At 53.1% G+C, this 17,939-nt stretch carries 19 protein-coding genes; 9 read left to right on the top strand and 10 right to left on the bottom strand.

Annotated elements, in window-relative coordinates; all coding sequences use genetic code 11:
• Positions 1-29 precede the first annotated feature (29 nt).
• From AB8B75_RS09785 to AB8B75_RS09795, 3 genes are all read left to right on the top strand, one after another.
• The gene (locus AB8B75_RS09785; protein WP_405361777.1) at positions 30-398 is read left to right on the top strand and encodes a hypothetical protein; all 369 of its coding nucleotides are present in this window, start codon (positions 30-32) and stop codon (positions 396-398) included.
• A 29-nt stretch (positions 399-427) separates the two neighbouring features.
• Entirely contained in the window at positions 428-1,660 is a 1,233-nt protein-coding gene (gene trpB, locus AB8B75_RS09790) for a tryptophan synthase subunit beta (RefSeq protein ID WP_405361779.1), read from the top strand.
• 114 nt (positions 1,661-1,774) lie between these two features.
• Positions 1,775-2,116: a hypothetical protein gene (locus tag AB8B75_RS09795; RefSeq protein ID WP_405361781.1), complete on the top strand. Its 342-nt coding sequence runs from the start codon at positions 1,775-1,777 to the stop codon at positions 2,114-2,116.
• 303 nt (positions 2,117-2,419) lie between these two features.
• Here the strand turns inward: AB8B75_RS09795 and AB8B75_RS09800 are convergent, their stop codons facing one another.
• From AB8B75_RS09800 to AB8B75_RS09820, 5 genes are all read right to left on the bottom strand, one after another.
• Positions 2,420-2,794 (bottom strand): DUF2237 family protein, encoded by a 375-nt coding sequence (locus AB8B75_RS09800; protein WP_405361783.1) that lies wholly within the window; start codon positions 2,792-2,794, stop codon positions 2,420-2,422.
• The gene (locus AB8B75_RS09805; protein WP_405361785.1) at positions 2,781-3,968 is read right to left on the bottom strand and encodes a serine hydrolase domain-containing protein; all 1,188 of its coding nucleotides are present in this window, start codon (positions 3,966-3,968) and stop codon (positions 2,781-2,783) included. The genes AB8B75_RS09800 and AB8B75_RS09805 overlap by 14 nt, the downstream gene beginning before the upstream one ends.
• A 1-nt stretch (position 3,969) precedes the next feature.
• On the bottom strand, positions 3,970-5,025 hold the full coding sequence (locus AB8B75_RS09810) for a DUF2332 domain-containing protein (RefSeq protein ID WP_405361787.1): 1,056 nt from the start codon (positions 5,023-5,025) through the stop codon (positions 3,970-3,972).
• Entirely contained in the window at positions 5,022-5,732 is a 711-nt protein-coding gene (gene pth, locus AB8B75_RS09815) for an aminoacyl-tRNA hydrolase (RefSeq protein ID WP_405361789.1), read from the bottom strand. Before pth ends, AB8B75_RS09810 begins: the two co-directional genes overlap by 4 nt.
• Positions 5,733-5,836: 104 nt before the next feature.
• Complete coding sequence (locus AB8B75_RS09820; protein WP_405361791.1) at positions 5,837-6,490, bottom strand: 50S ribosomal protein L25/general stress protein Ctc; 654 nt, start codon at positions 6,488-6,490, stop codon at positions 5,837-5,839.
• Positions 6,491-6,639: 149 nt separating this feature from the next.
• On the opposite strand from AB8B75_RS09820, the gene AB8B75_RS09825 reads away from it, so the two are divergent.
• Positions 6,640-7,803 carry an MFS transporter gene (locus AB8B75_RS09825; RefSeq protein ID WP_405361793.1) on the top strand — a complete coding sequence of 388 codons (1,164 nt, stop codon included), beginning with the start codon at positions 6,640-6,642 and terminating at the stop codon, positions 7,801-7,803.
• 34 nt (positions 7,804-7,837) lie between these two features.
• Here the strand turns inward: AB8B75_RS09825 and AB8B75_RS09830 are convergent, their stop codons facing one another.
• Entirely contained in the window at positions 7,838-9,004 is a 1,167-nt protein-coding gene (locus tag AB8B75_RS09830; protein WP_405361795.1) for an L-lactate dehydrogenase, read from the bottom strand.
• A gap of 144 nt (positions 9,005-9,148) precedes the next feature.
• On the opposite strand from AB8B75_RS09830, the gene AB8B75_RS09835 reads away from it, so the two are divergent.
• Genes AB8B75_RS09835 through AB8B75_RS09845 form a run of 3 tightly spaced genes read left to right on the top strand, consistent with a single transcriptional unit; the run spans position 9,149 to position 10,720 of the window.
• Complete coding sequence (locus AB8B75_RS09835) at positions 9,149-9,301, top strand: hypothetical protein (protein ID WP_405361797.1); 153 nt, start codon at positions 9,149-9,151, stop codon at positions 9,299-9,301.
• Entirely contained in the window at positions 9,298-10,254 is a 957-nt protein-coding gene (locus AB8B75_RS09840; RefSeq protein ID WP_405361799.1) for an Acg family FMN-binding oxidoreductase, read from the top strand. Before AB8B75_RS09835 ends, AB8B75_RS09840 begins: the two co-directional genes overlap by 4 nt.
• Entirely contained in the window at positions 10,247-10,720 is a 474-nt protein-coding gene (locus tag AB8B75_RS09845; protein WP_405361801.1) for a MarR family winged helix-turn-helix transcriptional regulator, read from the top strand. The genes AB8B75_RS09840 and AB8B75_RS09845 overlap by 8 nt, the downstream gene beginning before the upstream one ends.
• On the opposite strand, the gene trpA is transcribed toward AB8B75_RS09845, so the two are convergent.
• Positions 10,712-11,503 carry a tryptophan synthase subunit alpha gene (gene trpA / locus AB8B75_RS09850; protein ID WP_405361803.1) on the bottom strand — a complete coding sequence of 264 codons (792 nt, stop codon included), beginning with the start codon at positions 11,501-11,503 and terminating at the stop codon, positions 10,712-10,714. The genes AB8B75_RS09845 and trpA overlap by 9 nt on opposite strands.
• 154 nt (positions 11,504-11,657) lie before the next feature.
• Here trpA and AB8B75_RS09855 point away from each other — a divergent pair, with 154 nt between their 5' ends.
• Positions 11,658-11,861: a hypothetical protein gene (locus AB8B75_RS09855; protein WP_405361805.1), complete on the top strand. Its 204-nt coding sequence runs from the start codon at positions 11,658-11,660 to the stop codon at positions 11,859-11,861.
• 45 nt (positions 11,862-11,906) lie between these two features.
• Positions 11,907-13,004 carry a redox-regulated ATPase YchF gene (gene ychF / locus AB8B75_RS09860; RefSeq protein WP_405361807.1) on the top strand — a complete coding sequence of 366 codons (1,098 nt, stop codon included), beginning with the start codon at positions 11,907-11,909 and terminating at the stop codon, positions 13,002-13,004.
• 163 nt (positions 13,005-13,167) lie between these two features.
• On the opposite strand, the gene AB8B75_RS09865 is transcribed toward ychF, so the two are convergent.
• The 3 genes from AB8B75_RS09865 to AB8B75_RS09875 all read right to left on the bottom strand — a co-directional run bounded on the left by AB8B75_RS09865 (position 13,168) and on the right by AB8B75_RS09875 (position 17,926).
• Positions 13,168-15,954 carry a methyl-accepting chemotaxis protein gene (locus AB8B75_RS09865; RefSeq protein WP_405361809.1) on the bottom strand — a complete coding sequence of 929 codons (2,787 nt, stop codon included), beginning with the start codon at positions 15,952-15,954 and terminating at the stop codon, positions 13,168-13,170.
• Positions 15,955-16,044: 90 nt separating this feature from the next.
• The gene (locus AB8B75_RS09870; RefSeq protein WP_405361811.1) at positions 16,045-17,199 is read right to left on the bottom strand and encodes an ABC transporter substrate-binding protein; all 1,155 of its coding nucleotides are present in this window, start codon (positions 17,197-17,199) and stop codon (positions 16,045-16,047) included.
• A 328-nt stretch (positions 17,200-17,527) separates the two neighbouring features.
• Entirely contained in the window at positions 17,528-17,926 is a 399-nt protein-coding gene (locus AB8B75_RS09875) for a hypothetical protein (RefSeq protein ID WP_405361813.1), read from the bottom strand.
• Positions 17,927-17,939: the final 13 nt, after the last annotated feature.

Below are 17,939 nucleotides of genomic sequence, written 5' to 3' on the forward strand. Positions count from 1 at the left end.
GGGCGTACTTTTCTGCGTGGAGGACGCTAATGTCTCTGATTGCTATTGGCGCTGTCAGGTTGAAACACTGGATTTGGACTCCGGAGTTCTTCTGGCGATCGCATTTGTCTCTCAGACAGGCGCGAGCAAATGGTGATTGCCTACATGCAGAGGTGTTTTCGATGCGGGGCTATTACATTTCCATGACGGGGTGGCGAAATGGCGCGTCAATGAAACGTTACGCGCAATCGAACCATCATGCGCGCGTCATGAAAGCCGCCACACGCATTGCGGTTCCACTGCAACTTCGGCATGTGCAAATGGACAGGGTACCTGACCACGCTGAGGCTTTTGATCTTTGGCATTCCGGTATCTGCGTGGGCGATTTGTCACTGGTCAATCGCCCACACACTCCATAAAACCATCCCAAATGAGGACGGAGACAAGCATGGCCAACGATCTATTCAATTCCTTCATGACAGGACCGGATGAAAATGGTCGCTTTGGTGATTTTGGTGGGCGCTTTGTCTCTGAGACGTTGATGCCGCTGATCCTTGAACTCGAAGAGCAATACGAGAACGCCAAGACGGACGAGAGTTTTTGGAGCGAAATGAACCACCTCTGGACTCATTACGTCGGACGCCCCAGCCCGCTTTATCTTGCCGATCGGCTGACCGAGCATCTTGGCGGCGCCAAAGTCTATATGAAGCGCGACGAGTTGAACCACACCGGCGCGCACAAAATCAACAATGTCCTGGGCCAAATCATCCTCGCACGGCGCATGGGGAAAACACGCATCATTGCGGAAACCGGTGCCGGTCAACATGGCGTGGCTACAGCGACGGTTTGCGCGAAGTTTGGACTCAAATGCGTCGTTTACATGGGCGCGCATGATGTGGAACGTCAGGCACCGAATGTGTTCCGGATGCGCTTGCTGGGGGCTGAAGTGGTTCCTGTTACCTCGGGGCGGGGCACGCTTAAGGATGCGATGAACGACGCGCTGCGCGACTGGGTGACAAATGTCCGCGACCCTTACTACTGCGTCGGCACGGTGGCAGGCCCGCATCCCTATCCTGCGATGGTACGTGATTTTCAGTCGATCATCGGAAAAGAAGTGCGCGACCAGATGACCGCTGCAGAAGGGCGTTTCCCAGACACGCTTGTTGCGGCGATTGGCGGTGGATCTAATGCGATGGGGCTGTTTTACCCGTTCCTTGACGACAAGGAAGTGGGCATCATCGGCGTCGAAGCGGGGGGAAAAGGCGTGAACGCCAAGATGGAGCATTGCGGCGCGCTCACAGGCGGGCGGCCCGGCGTGCTTCATGGAAACAGAACTTATCTTCTGCAGGACGACGATGGGCAAATCCTTGAAGGTTTTTCGATCTCGGCGGGTCTTGACTACCCAGGGATCGGCCCGGAACACGCGTGGTTGCACGACATTGGTCGCGCGCAATATGTGTCGATCACCGACAAAGAAGCACTCGAAGCGTTCCAACTCTGCTGCGAATTGGAGGGTATCATTCCCGCGCTTGAACCCAGCCACGCGCTGGCACATGTGATGAAGATCGCGCCCGACCTGCCCAAGGATCACATCATCTGCATGAACATGTGCGGTCGTGGCGACAAGGATATTTTCACAGTGGCCAAAGCGCTCGGGTTTGAGATGGGTGAATTTGCCTGATCCGACTAGAAGGACGCGTGGAAACGCGCGTCTTTAATCTCGCGGCGACGTGTCTATGCATTTGACTGATTTGAGCCAGCTTATATTGTCGATGGTGTTTCAGGAAGGAATGCCATGTTTTACAAATTGTTGTTTACGTTCATAATGCTCGGGTCAGTTGCACTAGCGGATTCGAACAATCAAATTCCGACGCATCGATCAGTGAAACTGACAGTCGGCGAGTCCGTTGTAGTGAATGGCTATCGTGGCGAATGTGGCAAACGTCCGACAAATGTCGATCCCAATCGAACGCGCGATACCAAATACGGCACTTTGAGCAATGGCAAATGGGGTGTCGTCAAAAGCCGAACCTGTGGCGGCTGGACGCCCGCGGTCGAAGTCATCTTTACCGCAAGGAAGAAAGGCCGCGAGACCATTGAAGTTGCAGGCACAAAAATCAAAGTTGCAGTGAGATAGACTTCCTGCACCTGTGATCTATCGTTTTGGCAACCCGCACCGTGTCCGGAGGTTATGGGTGCTCGAGCATATTAACTTCCTGCGCAGAGTGATTTCGGTTACTGGGCATTTTTCGCTTTCTCTATGGTAGCAGATCTTGCTTTCGGAGAATTTGGCAAAGTTCTGGTATCCACTGAGATTGCAATTGTTGCTGCGGTCCGTGGATCGCAAAAGCATACCGTGATTATTGGCTCAACTCATTTGAGCCGTCCATTTGGATTTTTGAGTCGTAATGAAGATCAGGTGGCCCTTTTAGCGAAACCCTCATGCGGGGAGGGCGTTTTCTTTCAAAATCTCTAGCGGAACGATTTCCAACGCACGTTTGTGCGTTGCGGCCAGATGAACTTTGGGCGCGCAGCCCTCGTCGTGAGCTTGCAGGAACCGGCTGGCGCAAAGGCACCAAGGATCTCCGACGTTGAGACCCAAAAAGCCAAACTCGGGGCGTGGCGTACTCAAATCATTGCCGACGTATTTCGAGTAAGCCAGAAACTCTGCCGTCATCACGGCACAGACTGTGTGGCTGCCCTGATCGGCTTCGCAAGTGTTGCAATGTCCGTCTCGAAAGAAACCGGTCACCGGATCGGTACCGCAAACCACGAGAACCCCGTTCATGGCATTTATGCTGTCATCTTTCTTCATCAGAACCTCCCTGCAAACTGTCGGCAATCTCCCGAAAGAGAACGATATTCTGGCGTTGAACGGCAGCTTCGCGAAATTTTAAATCTGCCGCTGTCAGGGCGATCACCACGCTCTGTTCCTCGTTAATATAGAGGTATTGCCCATAGATGCCACGCCCCATGTACTCGCGTGCACGCGCGTCGCGAGGCATCCACCATTGATACCCATACCCGTATTGGTCCGGGTCCGTGGGTGCCGATGCCGTGGTTGATGCAATCACCCAATCTCGCGGCACAATCTGGCGGCCGTTCCATGCGCCCCCTTGCAGATACATCTGCCCAAATCGCGCATAGTCGCGCGTAGTACTGTTCAACCCCCCCAGAACAAAGGCGACACCGGTGCCGTCTGTCAGATAGTAAGGTGCTTGCTCCACTGCGAGGGGCCCAATGATCTTCTCGCCCATCAACTGGATAATGGATTTACCCGTGGCGCCGCGGATCACCATGCCGAGGACGTGAGTATCAATGGACACATATTTCCAGTCGACGCCAGGATCGGTGAAATTTTCAGTTAACCCGGCGGCAAAACTGTCCATCTCTCCGCCAAGAGCCAACACCCGTCCCATTCGATTGATGTCAGAGTTCTTGTCGAGATAGTCCTCGTCGAAGGTTACGCCTGTTGCCATGTTCAGTACGTTGCGGATCGTTGCTCCGTGGTAAGCCCCGTCGCGCAAAGTTGGTGCATAATCGATGACACGGTCGTCCAAGCTGCCGATGCTTCCTTCCTCCAGCATCACCCCCGTCAATGCCGATATGTAGCTTTTGGCCAGGGACCAACTGATCCGCAAATCTTTGTCAGTGGTGCCTTGGAAATAATCCTCAAACACGAGCTTTCCGTCTTTTAGAACAACGATGGAAGTGACGTTGCGGTCCCTGGTAAACGCTTCAAAACCAGCCGGCATTTCGGCTTTCTTCCCAGTTGGAAAAGACGAGGGGACCTCGTCTACTGATGGTAAAGGTGCGCTTAGGAACGCCTGATCCATGTGGCTGAAGTTGCTGACAATCCGGTCGGGTAGAAAGAGACGGTTCACGGCCATTAGTCGTTTTAACTCGTCATACTTCCACGCGCCCAGAGCGAATAGGGCCACGATCAGTGCCGCGACGACGCGGAAGATCCATCGAAATACAATGCGCATTTTAGGATTGTTCCTGTTCGCCCGTACCGTGCCACTTGACCCAGCGCCCATGAAAATCTACGCGCCCCAGATCATACGTCACGTCGCCAGGCCAAAGGCGCAAGGTCAAAGCCGCGCCAATGGCACCCGTTCGGTCACCGTCACTTTCCATTGCCAACCAGGCCAGCGGCCTTGATTCCGTGGCGGCGCGGCCTGCGGCTTCGATCAGCGCCGTTCCGCGGGCCTGTGCTTCCCGCGGGAAATACTGCCAGGCGACTGTGTGTTGAATCATGTGAACGTTCCCTTCGGGCGCGCTTTCCAACCGTTCTGCAAGCCAGTCAATGGCATCGCCGCGGACAATGGGAGCGGTCATGACGCTGGCAGCTGCTCGGGTGAGCGCCAGACGATGCGGCTGATCCGGCCACAGATACGCGGTCAACCGTAGCAAGTCTTCAGCATTGGCAGGGTCGAGCGGGTTCAGATCCACGCCTGCACGTGTCGCAATCTCCGGCATGACTTTTGGCGGGCTCGGTCCCTCCCAGTCTGGTGTCAGTGTCAAGACTGCGTCGGAGGCACCCAAAGTGCCGTTAGGGACCGATAACGCATAACGGTCCCACATGAGGTTGAGCCCGCTGCTGGCCCCAAGTTCGGACAAGACAATTGGCAGATCAAACCGCCGCGCAACGGTGCATCCTCCGGCGATCAGGGCAGCGGATCTGCGCACTTCATTTGTCTGAGGCGGACTTTCTACCCAGTCCAGAATGAAGTCTTCATGGCTGTGCAATGCGGAGTTCACAGTCTGCCAAAGAGTGTCGTCGTCCACTTTATGGGGCGGGTAGACGGCCACAAGATCGCGCGCGCGCCCGCTCAGAACAAGAGCGTGCAGCCCGCCTGCTGTGCGCAGCGGCAAGGATGCGCCCGCGGGACCAATGTCTCCAGAGAATGAGCAAAGTTTGGCGTCCAGTTTGCTGCCGCCTGTCCAGTTGTCTGCCAGAACGCACAGCAATTGGCCCATAAAAGGTGAGTCCAGTTTTTCGCAGCTTGCAGCCTGTTCGCGAAACGCATTGGCGAGGCTCACCGGAACCGCTCCATCAGTTTTTGCATGGCCGATTTCTGTTCTGGCATGGCTTCGGGCTCAGGTGCAATTGATACCGCATCTTTTGCTGGCAATTCCGCTTCCTTCGCTTTGGGATTTTGCCGTCCAGTGCCGGACCGCTGCGGCGACACGCGCATACCAACCGCATTCATGAATTTCGCGGCATCTCCGGTCGCCAGCCACGGTGCACCATCGCTCACCCCACGCAGTACGTCATCGAGCCAGTCCTCATCCGCTTTGGAAAAGTCATGCAATACATAGGACGGCACGCGATCTTTGTGGCCGGGATGGCCCACGCCCAACCTTACGCGGGCGTAGTCGGGTCCGATGTGCGCATGCACGGACCTCAACCCGTTATGACCGGCATGACCACCGCCCATCTTGTGTTTGACTTTGCCAGGGGTCAGATCAATCTCGTCATGCAGCACGATCACCTCCGACGGCTCCAGTTTGTAAAACCGCATGGCAGCCTGCACCGATTGGCCGGAATTGTTCATAAAGGTCTCGGGCTTAAGCAAGATCGCCCGATCTGAACCAAACCGGCCTTCCGTGATACTGCCTTGATGCTTGCTCTTCCACGGGCCAAATCCATGGTCACCGGCAATACGATCCAGCGCCATAAAGCCGATGTTGTGCCGGTGGCGCGCATATTTGCTCCCGGGATTGCCCAAGCCGACGATCAGTTTCATGGTATCGCTCCTCATGTTGCGATGCAGCATAGCAAAGCCTGTATGCAAACGAAATACGGGGCCGCAAAGGGCCCCGTATTACACTATTCACTTTTAGAAACGCCCTATTCCTCGGTCGCTTCTGCCTCTGCCTCGGATGCATCCTGATCTTCACCGGCATCCTCGTCTTCGTCATCCGAAGACGCCAGACCCGCAGGTGCGGAGAGCTGGGCAATCACGAAGTCGCGGTCAATCGTCGGCGTCGCGCCCTCAGGCAGCGTTACCGAAGAGATCGTGATGTTGTCGCCAATCTCCATTTCGGAGATATCAATCGTAACGTGATCCGGGATGTCACCCGCTGTCACGATCAGTTCGACCTCTGGACGGATCAGGGTGAGAACGCCGCCCTTTTTCAGGCCCGGTGCCACGTCTTCGCCTTCGACTTCAACTGCAATGAAGAGGTTGATTTTAGTCGTCCGCTTGAGACGCATGAAATCGATATGCGTTGGCAAATCCTTAACTACATGGCGCTGCACATCGCGGCAGATTACACGCACGTCGTCGTGGCCATCCACTTTCATGTTGAAAAGGGTGGATTTAAACCGTCCTGCGCGCAGTTTCTTGATCAGCACGTTGAACGGAATATTGATCGGCAGCGGGTCGACATCGCCACCAAATACGATCCCAGGAACCATGCCATCGCGGCGTGCCTGACGAGCGGCGCCCTTGCCTGTCCCCGTCCGTTCCTGAGCTTCAAGATCTGGAACTTCTCCAGCCATCTTTTGTCTCCAATATGTTTAGGGCGGGGCTCCTCCAAGGCTGTAGCTCCGCGTGAAGCCGTGCCTATAGACCGGTTTGTGCGCCAATGAAAGAGGTTTTTCGCGCGCCTTCTCTTGCAGGGGCCGTGGTCGCGTGTCACGGATCAAACATGGGTTTGATAAACGACGTAAAACACTCCCGCAAACCCCTTGCTGGCTTTCTGGTCATCGGGTGCGCCTGGGCAACTTGCTTTGCGCAAATGCCTGCAATCAAAGCCGCTATTGGTGCCTCTGATGCAACCTTGGGAACGGCGATATTGCTGTCTTCCATGGGTGCGCTTGCAGCTCTGTGGTTTGCTCCACTGGCCGATCGTCTCGCGGGCCGCTGGGCATTGCCGGCATTTGCCTGTTTGGTTGGGACCGGGATGCTGGTGGCAGGGGCCGCCACCGAAGTCGTTGCCTTTACGCTCGGCATGTTGCTTGCGGCCACCGGTTCTGGCGTGGTGGATGTCCTGATAAATGTGCGCGTTTCCGAGATTGAGGCCCGTACGGGTCGACCCTTGATGAATTTGAACCACGCTCTTTATTCGTTCACCTACGCTGGTGCGGCTCTGATGACCGGAGCATTACGTGAGCTTGGTTGGTTGCCCTTCCAAGTGTTTTCCGCGCTTGGTCTCGTAATCGTGGTCCTTGCGTGGATGATGCTCGAGCCTCAAACGCCCCCAGAAATGGAAACGGGTATCCCGCAGAACGCTGACGTCCCGCAAGGATTGGTTTGGTTGGCCGGGCTATTGGTCATGGTCGCCTTTCTGTCCGAGGCATCTGCAGAGGGATGGTCTGCCTTGCATTTGGAACGCACGCTCGGTGGCGGTGCCGGCGAGGGAGCACTGGGACCCGCGATTTTGGGTCTGACCATGGGTATTGGGCGTCTGGCCGGGCATGGAATAGCACATCGGGTTTCCGACACGGTCATGATGGTTTGCGCCTGTGTGATGTCGGCCTTTGGTTTGGCGCTTGCGGGAGCCGCGCCAACCCTATGGGTCGCTTACTTCGGATTTGGCCTGGGTGGTTTGGGAATATCTGTTCTCGCCCCTTTGACGCTGGCCTTGGTGGGGCGCATCGTGCCACCCAAAGCGCGGCTTGCCGCGATCAGCAGAGCGTCTGTCCTGGGATATGGCGCGTTCTTTCTCGGGCCACCGTTGATGGGATACACGTCTGAGATTTTTGGTTTGCGAGCTGCATTCTTTGTCATTTCAGGTGTCTTGCTTCTGGCTTGCGCGACCATCGTTCCGGCGCTTTCGCGTGGTGTGCGGCGACAAGCGGAAATTAGCTGAACCAATCAATGCAGTCGCGGATCGCGCTGCGGGTTCATTCTTGCCAGTTTCCTGCAAAATCATGCGGAACCAAAAGGTTGTGACGCCCTAAATCACTTACATTTGTCTCGCCGCACAGCGCCATTGTTGTGTCCAATTCTTTGTGGATCACCTCTAGGGCCTTGGCCACGCCCGCTTCGCCCATGGCGCCCAACCCATGTACAAACGCGCGACCTATGTAGGTCCCTTTGGCTCCCATTGCGATGGCCTTCAAAACGTCTTGGCCAGACCGAATACCGCTGTCCAAATGCACTTCGACCTTGTCGCCGACGACATCCATAATCGGTCCTAACGCCCTGATGGAGGACAGCGCCCCATCCAACTGGCGACCGCCATGGTTGGAAACGATAATGGCATCTGCACCCACGTCCAACGCCTTTTTGGCGTCTTCCCCATCCAGAATGCCTTTCAATATGAGCGGCCCGTCCCACATTTTCTTGATTTCCTTGACCTCTTCCCAATTCAGTTTTGGATCAAAACTTTCCGCAGCCCAGACTGACAAGGATGATAGATCGCTGATCCCGTCAATATGGCCTACAATGTTGCCGAACTGGCGACGTTTCGTTTTGGACATCCCTGCAATCCATCGCCACTTTGTGGCCAGATCCAACAAGTTTGGCAACGTGGGTTTGATTGGGATACTCAGCCCGTTTTTGAGATCCTTGTGCCGCTGTCCGAGGATTTGAAGATCAAGCGTCACCACCAGAGCTGAGCACTTGGCATCCTTGGCACGTTGAATGATGTTTTTGATAAACGTCTTGTCGCGCATCGCATAGAGTTGAAACCAAAACGGTGTGCTTGTGTTCTCGGCCACATCCTCGATTGAACAAATGGACATTGTAGACAGCGTAAAGGGCACACCGAATTTTTCCGCGGCTTTTGCTGCCAAAATTTCACCATCTGCATGCTGCATGCCCGTGGATCCCACTGGCGCCAATGCCACGGGCATAGCTACGTCCTGTCCGATCATTTGGCTGGCGGTGCTCCGCCCTGTCATGTCGACAGCTACGCGCTGACGCAGTCTGATTTTTTCAAAATCCGTTGTGTTTTCACGGAATGTAGTTTCCGTCCAGCTGCCTGATTCAGCATAATCGTAAAACATGCGCGGCGTTCTGCGTCGATGCAGGTCTTTGAGATCCTGGATTGTTGTGATGATCGGCATGCTAACCCCTCAGATTGGTAACTTTTCATTACCAATCGTGCGGAAGAAGATCAATTGGCCATCCGTGATTATCTTTGCCTTGAATGGTACGATTTCGCACTATATAAGAAGTGCGAAATCGTACCAAATGAAAGGATAACCAAAATGACACTGTCTCGCCGCAAAGCAATCTCACTCATCGGAGGGGAACTGTCCTTGCCGCATCTGCTTCTGCTGCTGCTTTTCTCACCACTCGCTCGCCGAAAAATGCACTCGCGCCATGGGATGCAGCGGGTGATTACGACGACCCGCGGTTGAATGCGCTCAGTTTTGCGCTGCTGGCGCCGAATCCTCATAATTTGCAGCCTTGGCAGGTGGCGCTGGAAGGCAATGACACGGTAGTTTTGCGCCAAGATGCCACACGAAGATTACCGGAAACTGACCCTTTTGATCGCCAGATCACCATTGGTCTGGGGTGTTTTCTTGAACTCATGGTGATGGCTGCCGGCGCTGCTGGTTTTGCGGTAGATCTGACCTTTTATCCCGAAGGCGAGAGAGGACCCCTGGCCGTGGCCGTTTTTGCGCCCGGCGGTACTCGCGACCCGCTCTTTGATCACGTGATGGATCGGCGCTCTTGCAAAGAGCCTTTCGAAACCAAGCCTTTAACTCCGGCACATGCCAATGAGCTTGAACTTTTTGCAGACATCTACACCGATGAATCCACTGTTTATGATCTTAAATCAATCACTTGGGAAGCATGGGATGTCGAGGCACGCACTCCGCGCGCAATGCAGGAGTCGATTGATCTCATGCGGTTTGGCAAATCCGAGATCAACGCAAATCCGGACGGAATCGATCTGGGTGGTCCGTTCCTGGAAAGTCTCATGTTGACAGGGCTAATGAGTCGGGAACTTTTGCAAGATCCCGACAGCACAGGATCTCGAGAAGGCGCCAAAATTTATTCGGAAATGCTGGCGGCAACGCCCGCATATGCCTGCTTAACATCTGTGACCAACACGCGCTTGGAACAGCTCGATTCAGGGCGTCGTTGGCTGCGGCTCAATTTGAAATGCAGAGAGCTTGGTGTGTCCCTCCATCCGGTAAGCCAATGCTTGCAGGAATACCCTGAAATGGCGCCACACTATGCACGCGCGCACGATTTGCTGGCCACGAATGGCCAAACGGTTCAAATGCTCGGGCGTTTGGGCTACGGTCCGGAAACACCGCGCACGCCGCGCTGGCCTCTTGAAGCAAAGTTGATGAATGCCTGACAACAACGGTGCCGTATTTTTTGAAGTGTTCAATGAGATCGGCATCATCGAACAACTTAGCCGTACTTTGCTGGAGATGCGCTTGCCTGATGGCTTGATTGCGCCTCACTTTGCCGTCGTCAATCACCTGACGCGGCTGGGCGATGGGCGCGCGCTCATTGATATTGCGCGCGCCTTCCAGGTGCCAAAAACATCCATGACCCACACAATCAAGGGACTGCAGGCTCATGGCATGGTCGAAGTGCGCCCAAACCCAGACGACGGCCGTTCTAAACTGGTTTTTTTGAGTCACAAGGGCCGGGCTATGAGAGGCCAGGTCATTGCAGACCTGGGACCCGACTTCGAAAGACTGGCAAGCGGCATTGATGTAGAGCGATTGCAGGGCATCCTGCCAATGCTGAAAGATCTGCGGATGTTTCTGGATGAGGACCGGAATGGGGTTTCATCCCGCCCATCATCAGGCTGAGTGAGCACCGTCGGCAAGGGATTGCACAAAACGCAACACATCGTTTACCGGTTCGCCTGCAGCAATCTTACTGACTATCGCGGATCCGACGACAACGCCGTCCGCCACGCTCGCAATGGCTCGCGACTTTTCTGGAGTGTTGACACCAAACCCAACAATCACGGGGAGATTGCCTTCTTTCTTAATGCGCGCGACTTCCGGGCCAACATCGCCAGCTTGCGCTTCGGCTGCACCCGTAATGCCGGTGATTGATACGTAGTAGACAAAACCGGAAGTGTTCTGAAGTACCCGAGGCAGACGTTTTTCATCCGTTGTGGGCGTGGCAAGGCGAATGAAGTTCAACCCCGCCGCCTGGGCAGGCAGGCAAAGTTCGCTGTCTTCTTCCGGTGGCAAATCTACAATAATCAGCCCGTCGATCCCTGCGTCTTTGGCTTTTTCTAGAAAGCGCTCGACGCCGTAGCTATAAACCGGGTTGTAGTATCCCATAAGGACAATGGGCGTTGTATCATCTGTCTTTCGAAAGGCGCGTGCCAGATCTAATGTCCGTTCCAGCGTCATACCGCTATCCAATGCGCGTTGGCCGGCGAGTTGTATGGTTGGTCCGTCCGCCATTGGGTCGGTAAATGGCAATCCCAATTCGATCACATCGACGCCAGAAGCGGGCAGACCGCTGACAATTTCTAGGGAAGTATCAAAATCGGGATCGCCCGCCATCACATAGGATACAAATGCTTTCTTCCCCAGTTTGGTAAGCTCTGCAAATTTGGCGTCTATACGGGTCATGAAGGGTGCCTTTTTTAATTTCCCCTGCAATGCCCAAAATAAAATGGGAAATCAATGTGTCACTAAACCCGGTCTTAGGAAAATACAGCGGGGTTATGTTGAAACAAAGGATTTTTACTCTTTTGATTTTCGAATTAGCGCTTAGGTTTTTTCGATGAACTATATTTTCGCCATTCTGCTTCCACCTCTTTCCATTTTGTTCACAGGTCGCCCCATCATTGCGGTTATCGTTTTTTTAATTTGGGTACCGGCGTTGGTGTTTTCGGGTGGATTGAGTCACCCGATGTTTATCCTGCTAGCATGGTTTTTGATCTTTCATGCCCGTGAGGATAGACGCCAGCGTAAGGACTTGTCTTAAGCTGACCAAGGTCCTAGGAACAGCGCCAGCAAAAAGGACGCTGAAATGGGTTTCAAAATGGGTATCGTGGGATTGCCGAATGTCGGTAAATCCACACTTTTCAATGCATTGACACGTACGGCTGCTGCACAAGCAGCTAATTTCCCATTCTGTACCATTGAACCGAACATCGGAGAAGTTGCCGTTCCTGATACACGACTCGACAAATTGGCCGATATCGCACGTTCAAAACAGATTATTCCAACCCGTATGACATTTGTAGATATTGCCGGATTGGTTAAAGGCGCGTCCAAAGGAGAGGGACTGGGCAACCAATTTCTAGCAAATATTCGCGAAGTCGATGCGATTGCGCATGTACTGCGCTGCTTTGAAGATGGTGATGTCACCCATGTTGAAGGGCGTGTCGATCCGGTCGCAGATGCCGAAACCATTGAAACAGAGCTTATGCTTGCCGACATTGAGAGCATAGAGAAGCGCTTACAGACCATCGTGCGCAAAGTTCGGGGAGGTGACAAGGAAGCGGTTCAACAGGAAAAATTGCTGAAAGCCGCTCTTGCTGTTTTGGAGGAAGGTAAACCTGCACGTGAGGTTGATGTGGATGATGACGATTTACGTGCATGGAAACTCTTACAACTCCTAACGACAAAACCAGTGCTATACGTTTGCAATGTCGGTGAGGCAGATGCTGCGACCGGTAATTCGCATTCGCGCAAGGTTGCTGAAATGGCAGCAGTTCAAGGCAATGCGCATGTTGTAATATCGGCGCAAATAGAAGAGGAAATCAGCCAATTGGCGACTGATGACGCGGCGATGTTTCTCGATGAAATGGGCTTGTCAGAAGCTGGCCTCGACCGATTGATTCAAGCTGGATACTCATTGCTTAACTTGGAGACCTATTTCACGGTTGGTCCGAAAGAGGCACGCGCATGGACCATTCGAAGCGGTACAAGCGCGCCCAAAGCCGCCGGGGTTATTCACGGCGATTTTGAGAAAGGCTTCATTCGAGCGGAGACGATTTCCTATGCTGACTACGTTTCTCTGGGAGGAGAAACAGCGGCTAAAGAAGCCGGTAAGATGCGCTCGGAGGGCAAATCCTACGTCGTAAGCGATGGCGACGTATTGCACTTTCTTTTCAACACGTGATCATCGCTTACTGTTTGGGAGATTGAGATTGAACCATAGCTAAAGGCTGATTTTCCGGGCATTCTTCTCCTGTTGTCGAGCATTGGACGAAAGCAGTTTTTCGTTTTTCCAGGATAACCAAATTGGCTCGACTAAGTATCGATGAAAGCTTGACAATCACAGCTCAGGCTCGCTTTTGAATACTCTCTTCCATCAATTCGTCTTCGTCAGCCATGTTTTGATTTGAACTGTTTCGTACTACAAATCCGGAGACCAACTTTGCGAGCTTTCCAGATTCTCCTGTAAGTGCCTGGCTTGCCGCAGTCGTTGTCTCGAACATTGCCGCATTTTGTTGAGTTGAGCGATCCAACTGTTCCATCGCAGAGTTGATTTCGCCAATACCGCTTGATTGTTCGTTCACAGAATTGGCGATTTCGTTAACGTTTTGTGACACGTCAAAGATTCCTTTGAGAATCGTTTCAAGCGCACTGCTCGTTTTGTCGATGAGCGAAACTCCATTTTCGACATGATTTGTAGACTCGGATATCAAATTGCTGATTTGCAATGCTGCTTCTGAGCAACGGTGCGCCAAACTACGAACTTCTGATGCAACTACGGCGAAACCACGCCCAGCATCTCCTGCACGCGCGGCTTCGACGCCGGCATTTAGCGCCAGAAGATTGGTCTGGAATGCGATGCCATCAATGACTTCAACTATTTTCGAAATCTTCGCAGATGATTCCTCTATCTCACTCATTGCTCCGACTGCTTGATGCATCACTTTCCGGCTTGATTGGGCGTCGTTTTTGACAACATCAACCGTAGATGACGCGTTTGAAGCCCCCTTTGCCGCTGTAGACACGCTGCTCGTCAACTCGCTCAGCGCGGCAGCCGTTTCTTCTAAGGTCGCGGCTGATTTCTCTGTACGCCGAGAAAGATCAAGAGATGAAGACGCGATTTCGGCACTGCTTGCATCAATCGATTCGGAACTGTCACCGATCTGGCGCATGAGCTCGGCTAAATTGTTTATTGCTGCGTTGAAGTCTTGGCGCAAAGCTTCGTATGCTCCGGGGAATTCCGTCTCGATCGTATGGGTTAAATCTCCAACAGAAAGACGCTTTAGGCTTTTCGCCAATTCGCTGACAACCGCCTCCTGCTCGTCAGAGCGTGCTTTTCGCTCCGCTTCAGCTTCAGCTCGAATTTTTTCGTTTCTCTCATTTTCTTTTGCTTCACGCTCACGTTCTTCGCGCGCTTGCGTTTCTTTTGCTTCGCGGTCGCGGGCTTCGGCCTCGCGCTGTGCCCTTTCCGCGGCTCGTTCTGATTCAACCGCTTCTGCTTGTCTACGCTTATCTTCGTCCTGCAATTGAATACGTTCCAAAGCGCCACTGCGAAAGACTTGCAGTGCTTTAGCCATTCTTGCTATTTCTCCGTGTCGTGTTCCGACGTTTTCAATTTCGGACAAGTCACCTTGCGCCAAACGTTCGGTTACCGATGTCACCTTGTTCAATGGACGCGTGACCATTATCCAGATCAACAGCGGGGCAAGCGTAACCAATACCAGGCTGGCAAATCCGATCTGCTGCATTCTGGCCCGTGCTAAAGCGACTTCTTTATTCAATGCTGCGGCGGTTTCATCGATCTCGTTTTGTGCGTTGGCGGCGAAGACTCCAATATCGGTTGCTATCTTCTGAACAGCGTTGGCCGCTGAATTTGAGGCGACGGCCGCGCTTGCCTGTGCAGCTAAGGCTGCGCTTCTCGTTGCAGCTATTCCTGTATCCGGAGCAGAGATTTCCAGCATTTGTTCTATTTTATCAATGATTTCTTGCGGTGCACCCGCCATTGCGTCGTGTAGTTCTTCCCGGTTTACAAGCAAGGCATCTTGCAACATCGCGAGTTCGCTTGCATCGCGGGCAAGGGCCGTTTGCATGGCTGCCGCAAAAAAGGACTTCGACGCAGAGTCCAGTGCGGCTTGGGTTCTGATGCGCGTAACCTGGTCATCCATAAGGGTTCTAATTGAGTCTTCATTACTTGTTTTGGCGTCATCGCTGTTAATGACCAACTGAAAATAGATGTCGTCCAAAGCGGATGAGAGTGCAGCGTCGATCCCTTGTCTGAATGACAAGATCCTTTCGGCGGAGACACGTCCGCCCGTTTGAGATAATACTCTTTGAATGTCTGGGAGCGCTTCGACGACAATCAAATGAAGTTCGGCAGTTGCTTCGTTTTGTTCCAGGGTTGGCATCAATTGAGAAACTTGAGCCAGCGCAGCGTTCGCCAAATCCGAAAGGATCGACATCATTGCGGTATCGCTCGTTTTCAACACGCTCATGGCTAAGCCTGTCAATAAATTAACTTCAGCTCGCATCTGAAGAGTTGCTTGATAGAGTGCGAAATCGCTTTCAATCAATTGGGTCAGAGTCGCGTCAATTGTCGAGATTGTCTCATCAGCGCCCATTACGAGGTCAAAATAAGCGTCATCTGTCGCCTGATCGAGTAACGCGCTTGATTCTGTTGCCAAACGCAAAGCATTTTCAACGTCGGCCGTTAGGCTGTTGGCGCGGCTCATCTGGTCCATTTGAGCGGAAAGCAAATCGAAAAGCGCTGAATTTACTTGATCAATGCTTTCCGAAAGTATTCGCGCTTGTTCTTCTCCTAGGTTTTCTGTTGCAGTCGTCAACTCTTCGATCGCAAGCTTTGTTTCTTTGTCTAGATTAATTAGTTCTTCGAAAGTCCGAGCCATTAGGATTTTTGAGAGCAGATCTCCGGCTTGGTCTGCCCTGGTCACAACATGGGCGCTATTGCGCAGTTCAGGTAGTCTTTCGTCAGACAACACCGACATGTTGAGCGCGATGGATTGAAACACCATCCAGCCTACTATAATTGCCGCACCAGTCATGACGGCCATGGCGCCATAGACCAACGCTAGTCGCATCAAAACAGATCCAAAGAAATTCGAAACAACCGAAGACATAGGGTGCCCCTCCAGTGAAGTTTTGCGGGTATCCCCGCAATTGCATCAAGTGGTGAAAAGAGCCCGGTTCTGAACCGGGCTCACCGTTTGTCAGCTACCAGCGCCCATGGCTTCAAAAGATCCATCGGGCAGAATGCGCGTCAGGAACACATCGTCGGATCCTTGATTGTCGCCCGGGCCGAAAGTCAGCGTCATACCGCCAAAATCGACAGTACCGAGATTGTTCATTGCGGTCATGTAGCTGTTTCGGTTCAGATCAGCGCCCGCTTTGCGCAATCCTTCTATTGCCAGTCGACCAGCAACATAACCTTCGAGAGACACAAAACCTGGCTCTGCTGCAGCATCCAGAGCTGTAAGTGCTGCTTGGTATTCCGCAACAATTGGCAGGCTGTCGTCCCATGGCTGCGGTACGACCTGGCTCACAATAACGCCGTCGCCATCTGGGCCCAATTCACTGGCAAGAGCTTTGGAGCCCACAAAAGAAATGGTCACAAAAGTTGGGTCCATTTTCATTTTCCGGGACAGTTTAATGAATTCTGCCAGAGGTTTATACGCTCCAACCATTACAACTGCCTGAGGCTTTGCCTTGCGAATCTCCAAGAGCGCGGATTTGACCGCGACGGTGTTACGCGTGTAGCTTCCTTCAGCCACAAGTGTCATGCCGCGCGCTTCAAGCGCTTTTGTTACACCTGAAAGTCCGACACGTCCAAAGCCGTCGTCCTGATATAGAATTGCAATCTCTGTGAGGCCCATTTCATCGACCAGATGGTCGATCCATGCCTGTGTTTCCGCATCGTAAGTCGCGCGCAAGTTGACAACATTCTGCAAGGACGGATCTCGCAAGAAACCCGCACCAGTGAAGGGCGCAATCATCGGCATCGCAGCTTCTGTCGCGATCGGCTGTGTCGCCTTGGTCGTTGGTGTGCCGACGGGACCGATAAGCGCCAGATAGTTGTCGCCCTCGATGGCTGCACGCACCTCGGTCACGGAGCGGTCAGGCTCATAGCCGTCATCCATGCTTGTCAAGCTCAGCATACGACCATTGACACCGCCGGCGCGGTTGGCCTCTTCAAATGCAGCCATAATGCCTTGACGCATGCCGATACCCAAAGCAGATGCTGGACCTTCCAAAGCTGCGACTTGGGCAAAAGCAATGCTATTGTCGGTGACGCCTTGTTGGGCTGCGGCGGGCAATGCCGCCATTGTCATTGCGGCAAACGCAGCCGCACGCGAAAATTGGAACATAGTTGGAACCCCGAGTGTTGTTGTTACTGAGCAACATTAGAGCCGCCATGCATCAAGAAAGATTTAACAGGGACACAAAGATTTTTGGGATTACGGTTCATCTTGGTCCTGGCCAAATGGATCAGGAGAATTTGACCGCCCGACTGTCCGGTGCCTGCACTGCAACTTGCCAATGAAATAAGAATACTGCATTCGAACTAGCCCGAAAAAATCGCAAATTTGTTCGCGAATTGGTTGCGACCTTGGCGCAAAATTTAGGTAGTTCCACCAGGACGTCAGCAAGGTACGAGACAGGCAAAAGGCACCAAAAGGATTATTTACGCTTTGCTTACTCAGAAAGCCGTTCTGCCTTCCTACGAAGCAAAGTCGAGCGCAGATCGTGCATTGCCAGTAACATTTCGTCTGTCATTTTTTCAAGCTGCGCATCGGTTGCCCGCGATTGTGCCCATTGGGTTGTCAGGTTCATATGGTCGATGGTGCGGTGAATGTCGTCCATATGGCGGTTCGCTAACAATTGCCTGCGCTGATCCAACCAGCGCTGAATTGCGGCCAGATCATCATCAGAGATTTGCACATTCTGGCTTGGCTTGATCTCGCCACTGTCGATATTCACAACAGCAATTTTATCCATTTCGACGCGATGCTGACGATTCTCGGTATCGACACGAAATACAACTGCTCCGTTTTCTCGAATCCGAAAATAGTACCCTGTCACCTCCTCCGCCACAGGTATGCCCTTC

The organism is Roseobacter sp. (assembly GCF_045106495.1).
In the GTDB taxonomy this organism is placed as follows: Bacteria; Pseudomonadota; Alphaproteobacteria; order Rhodobacterales; family Rhodobacteraceae; genus Roseobacter.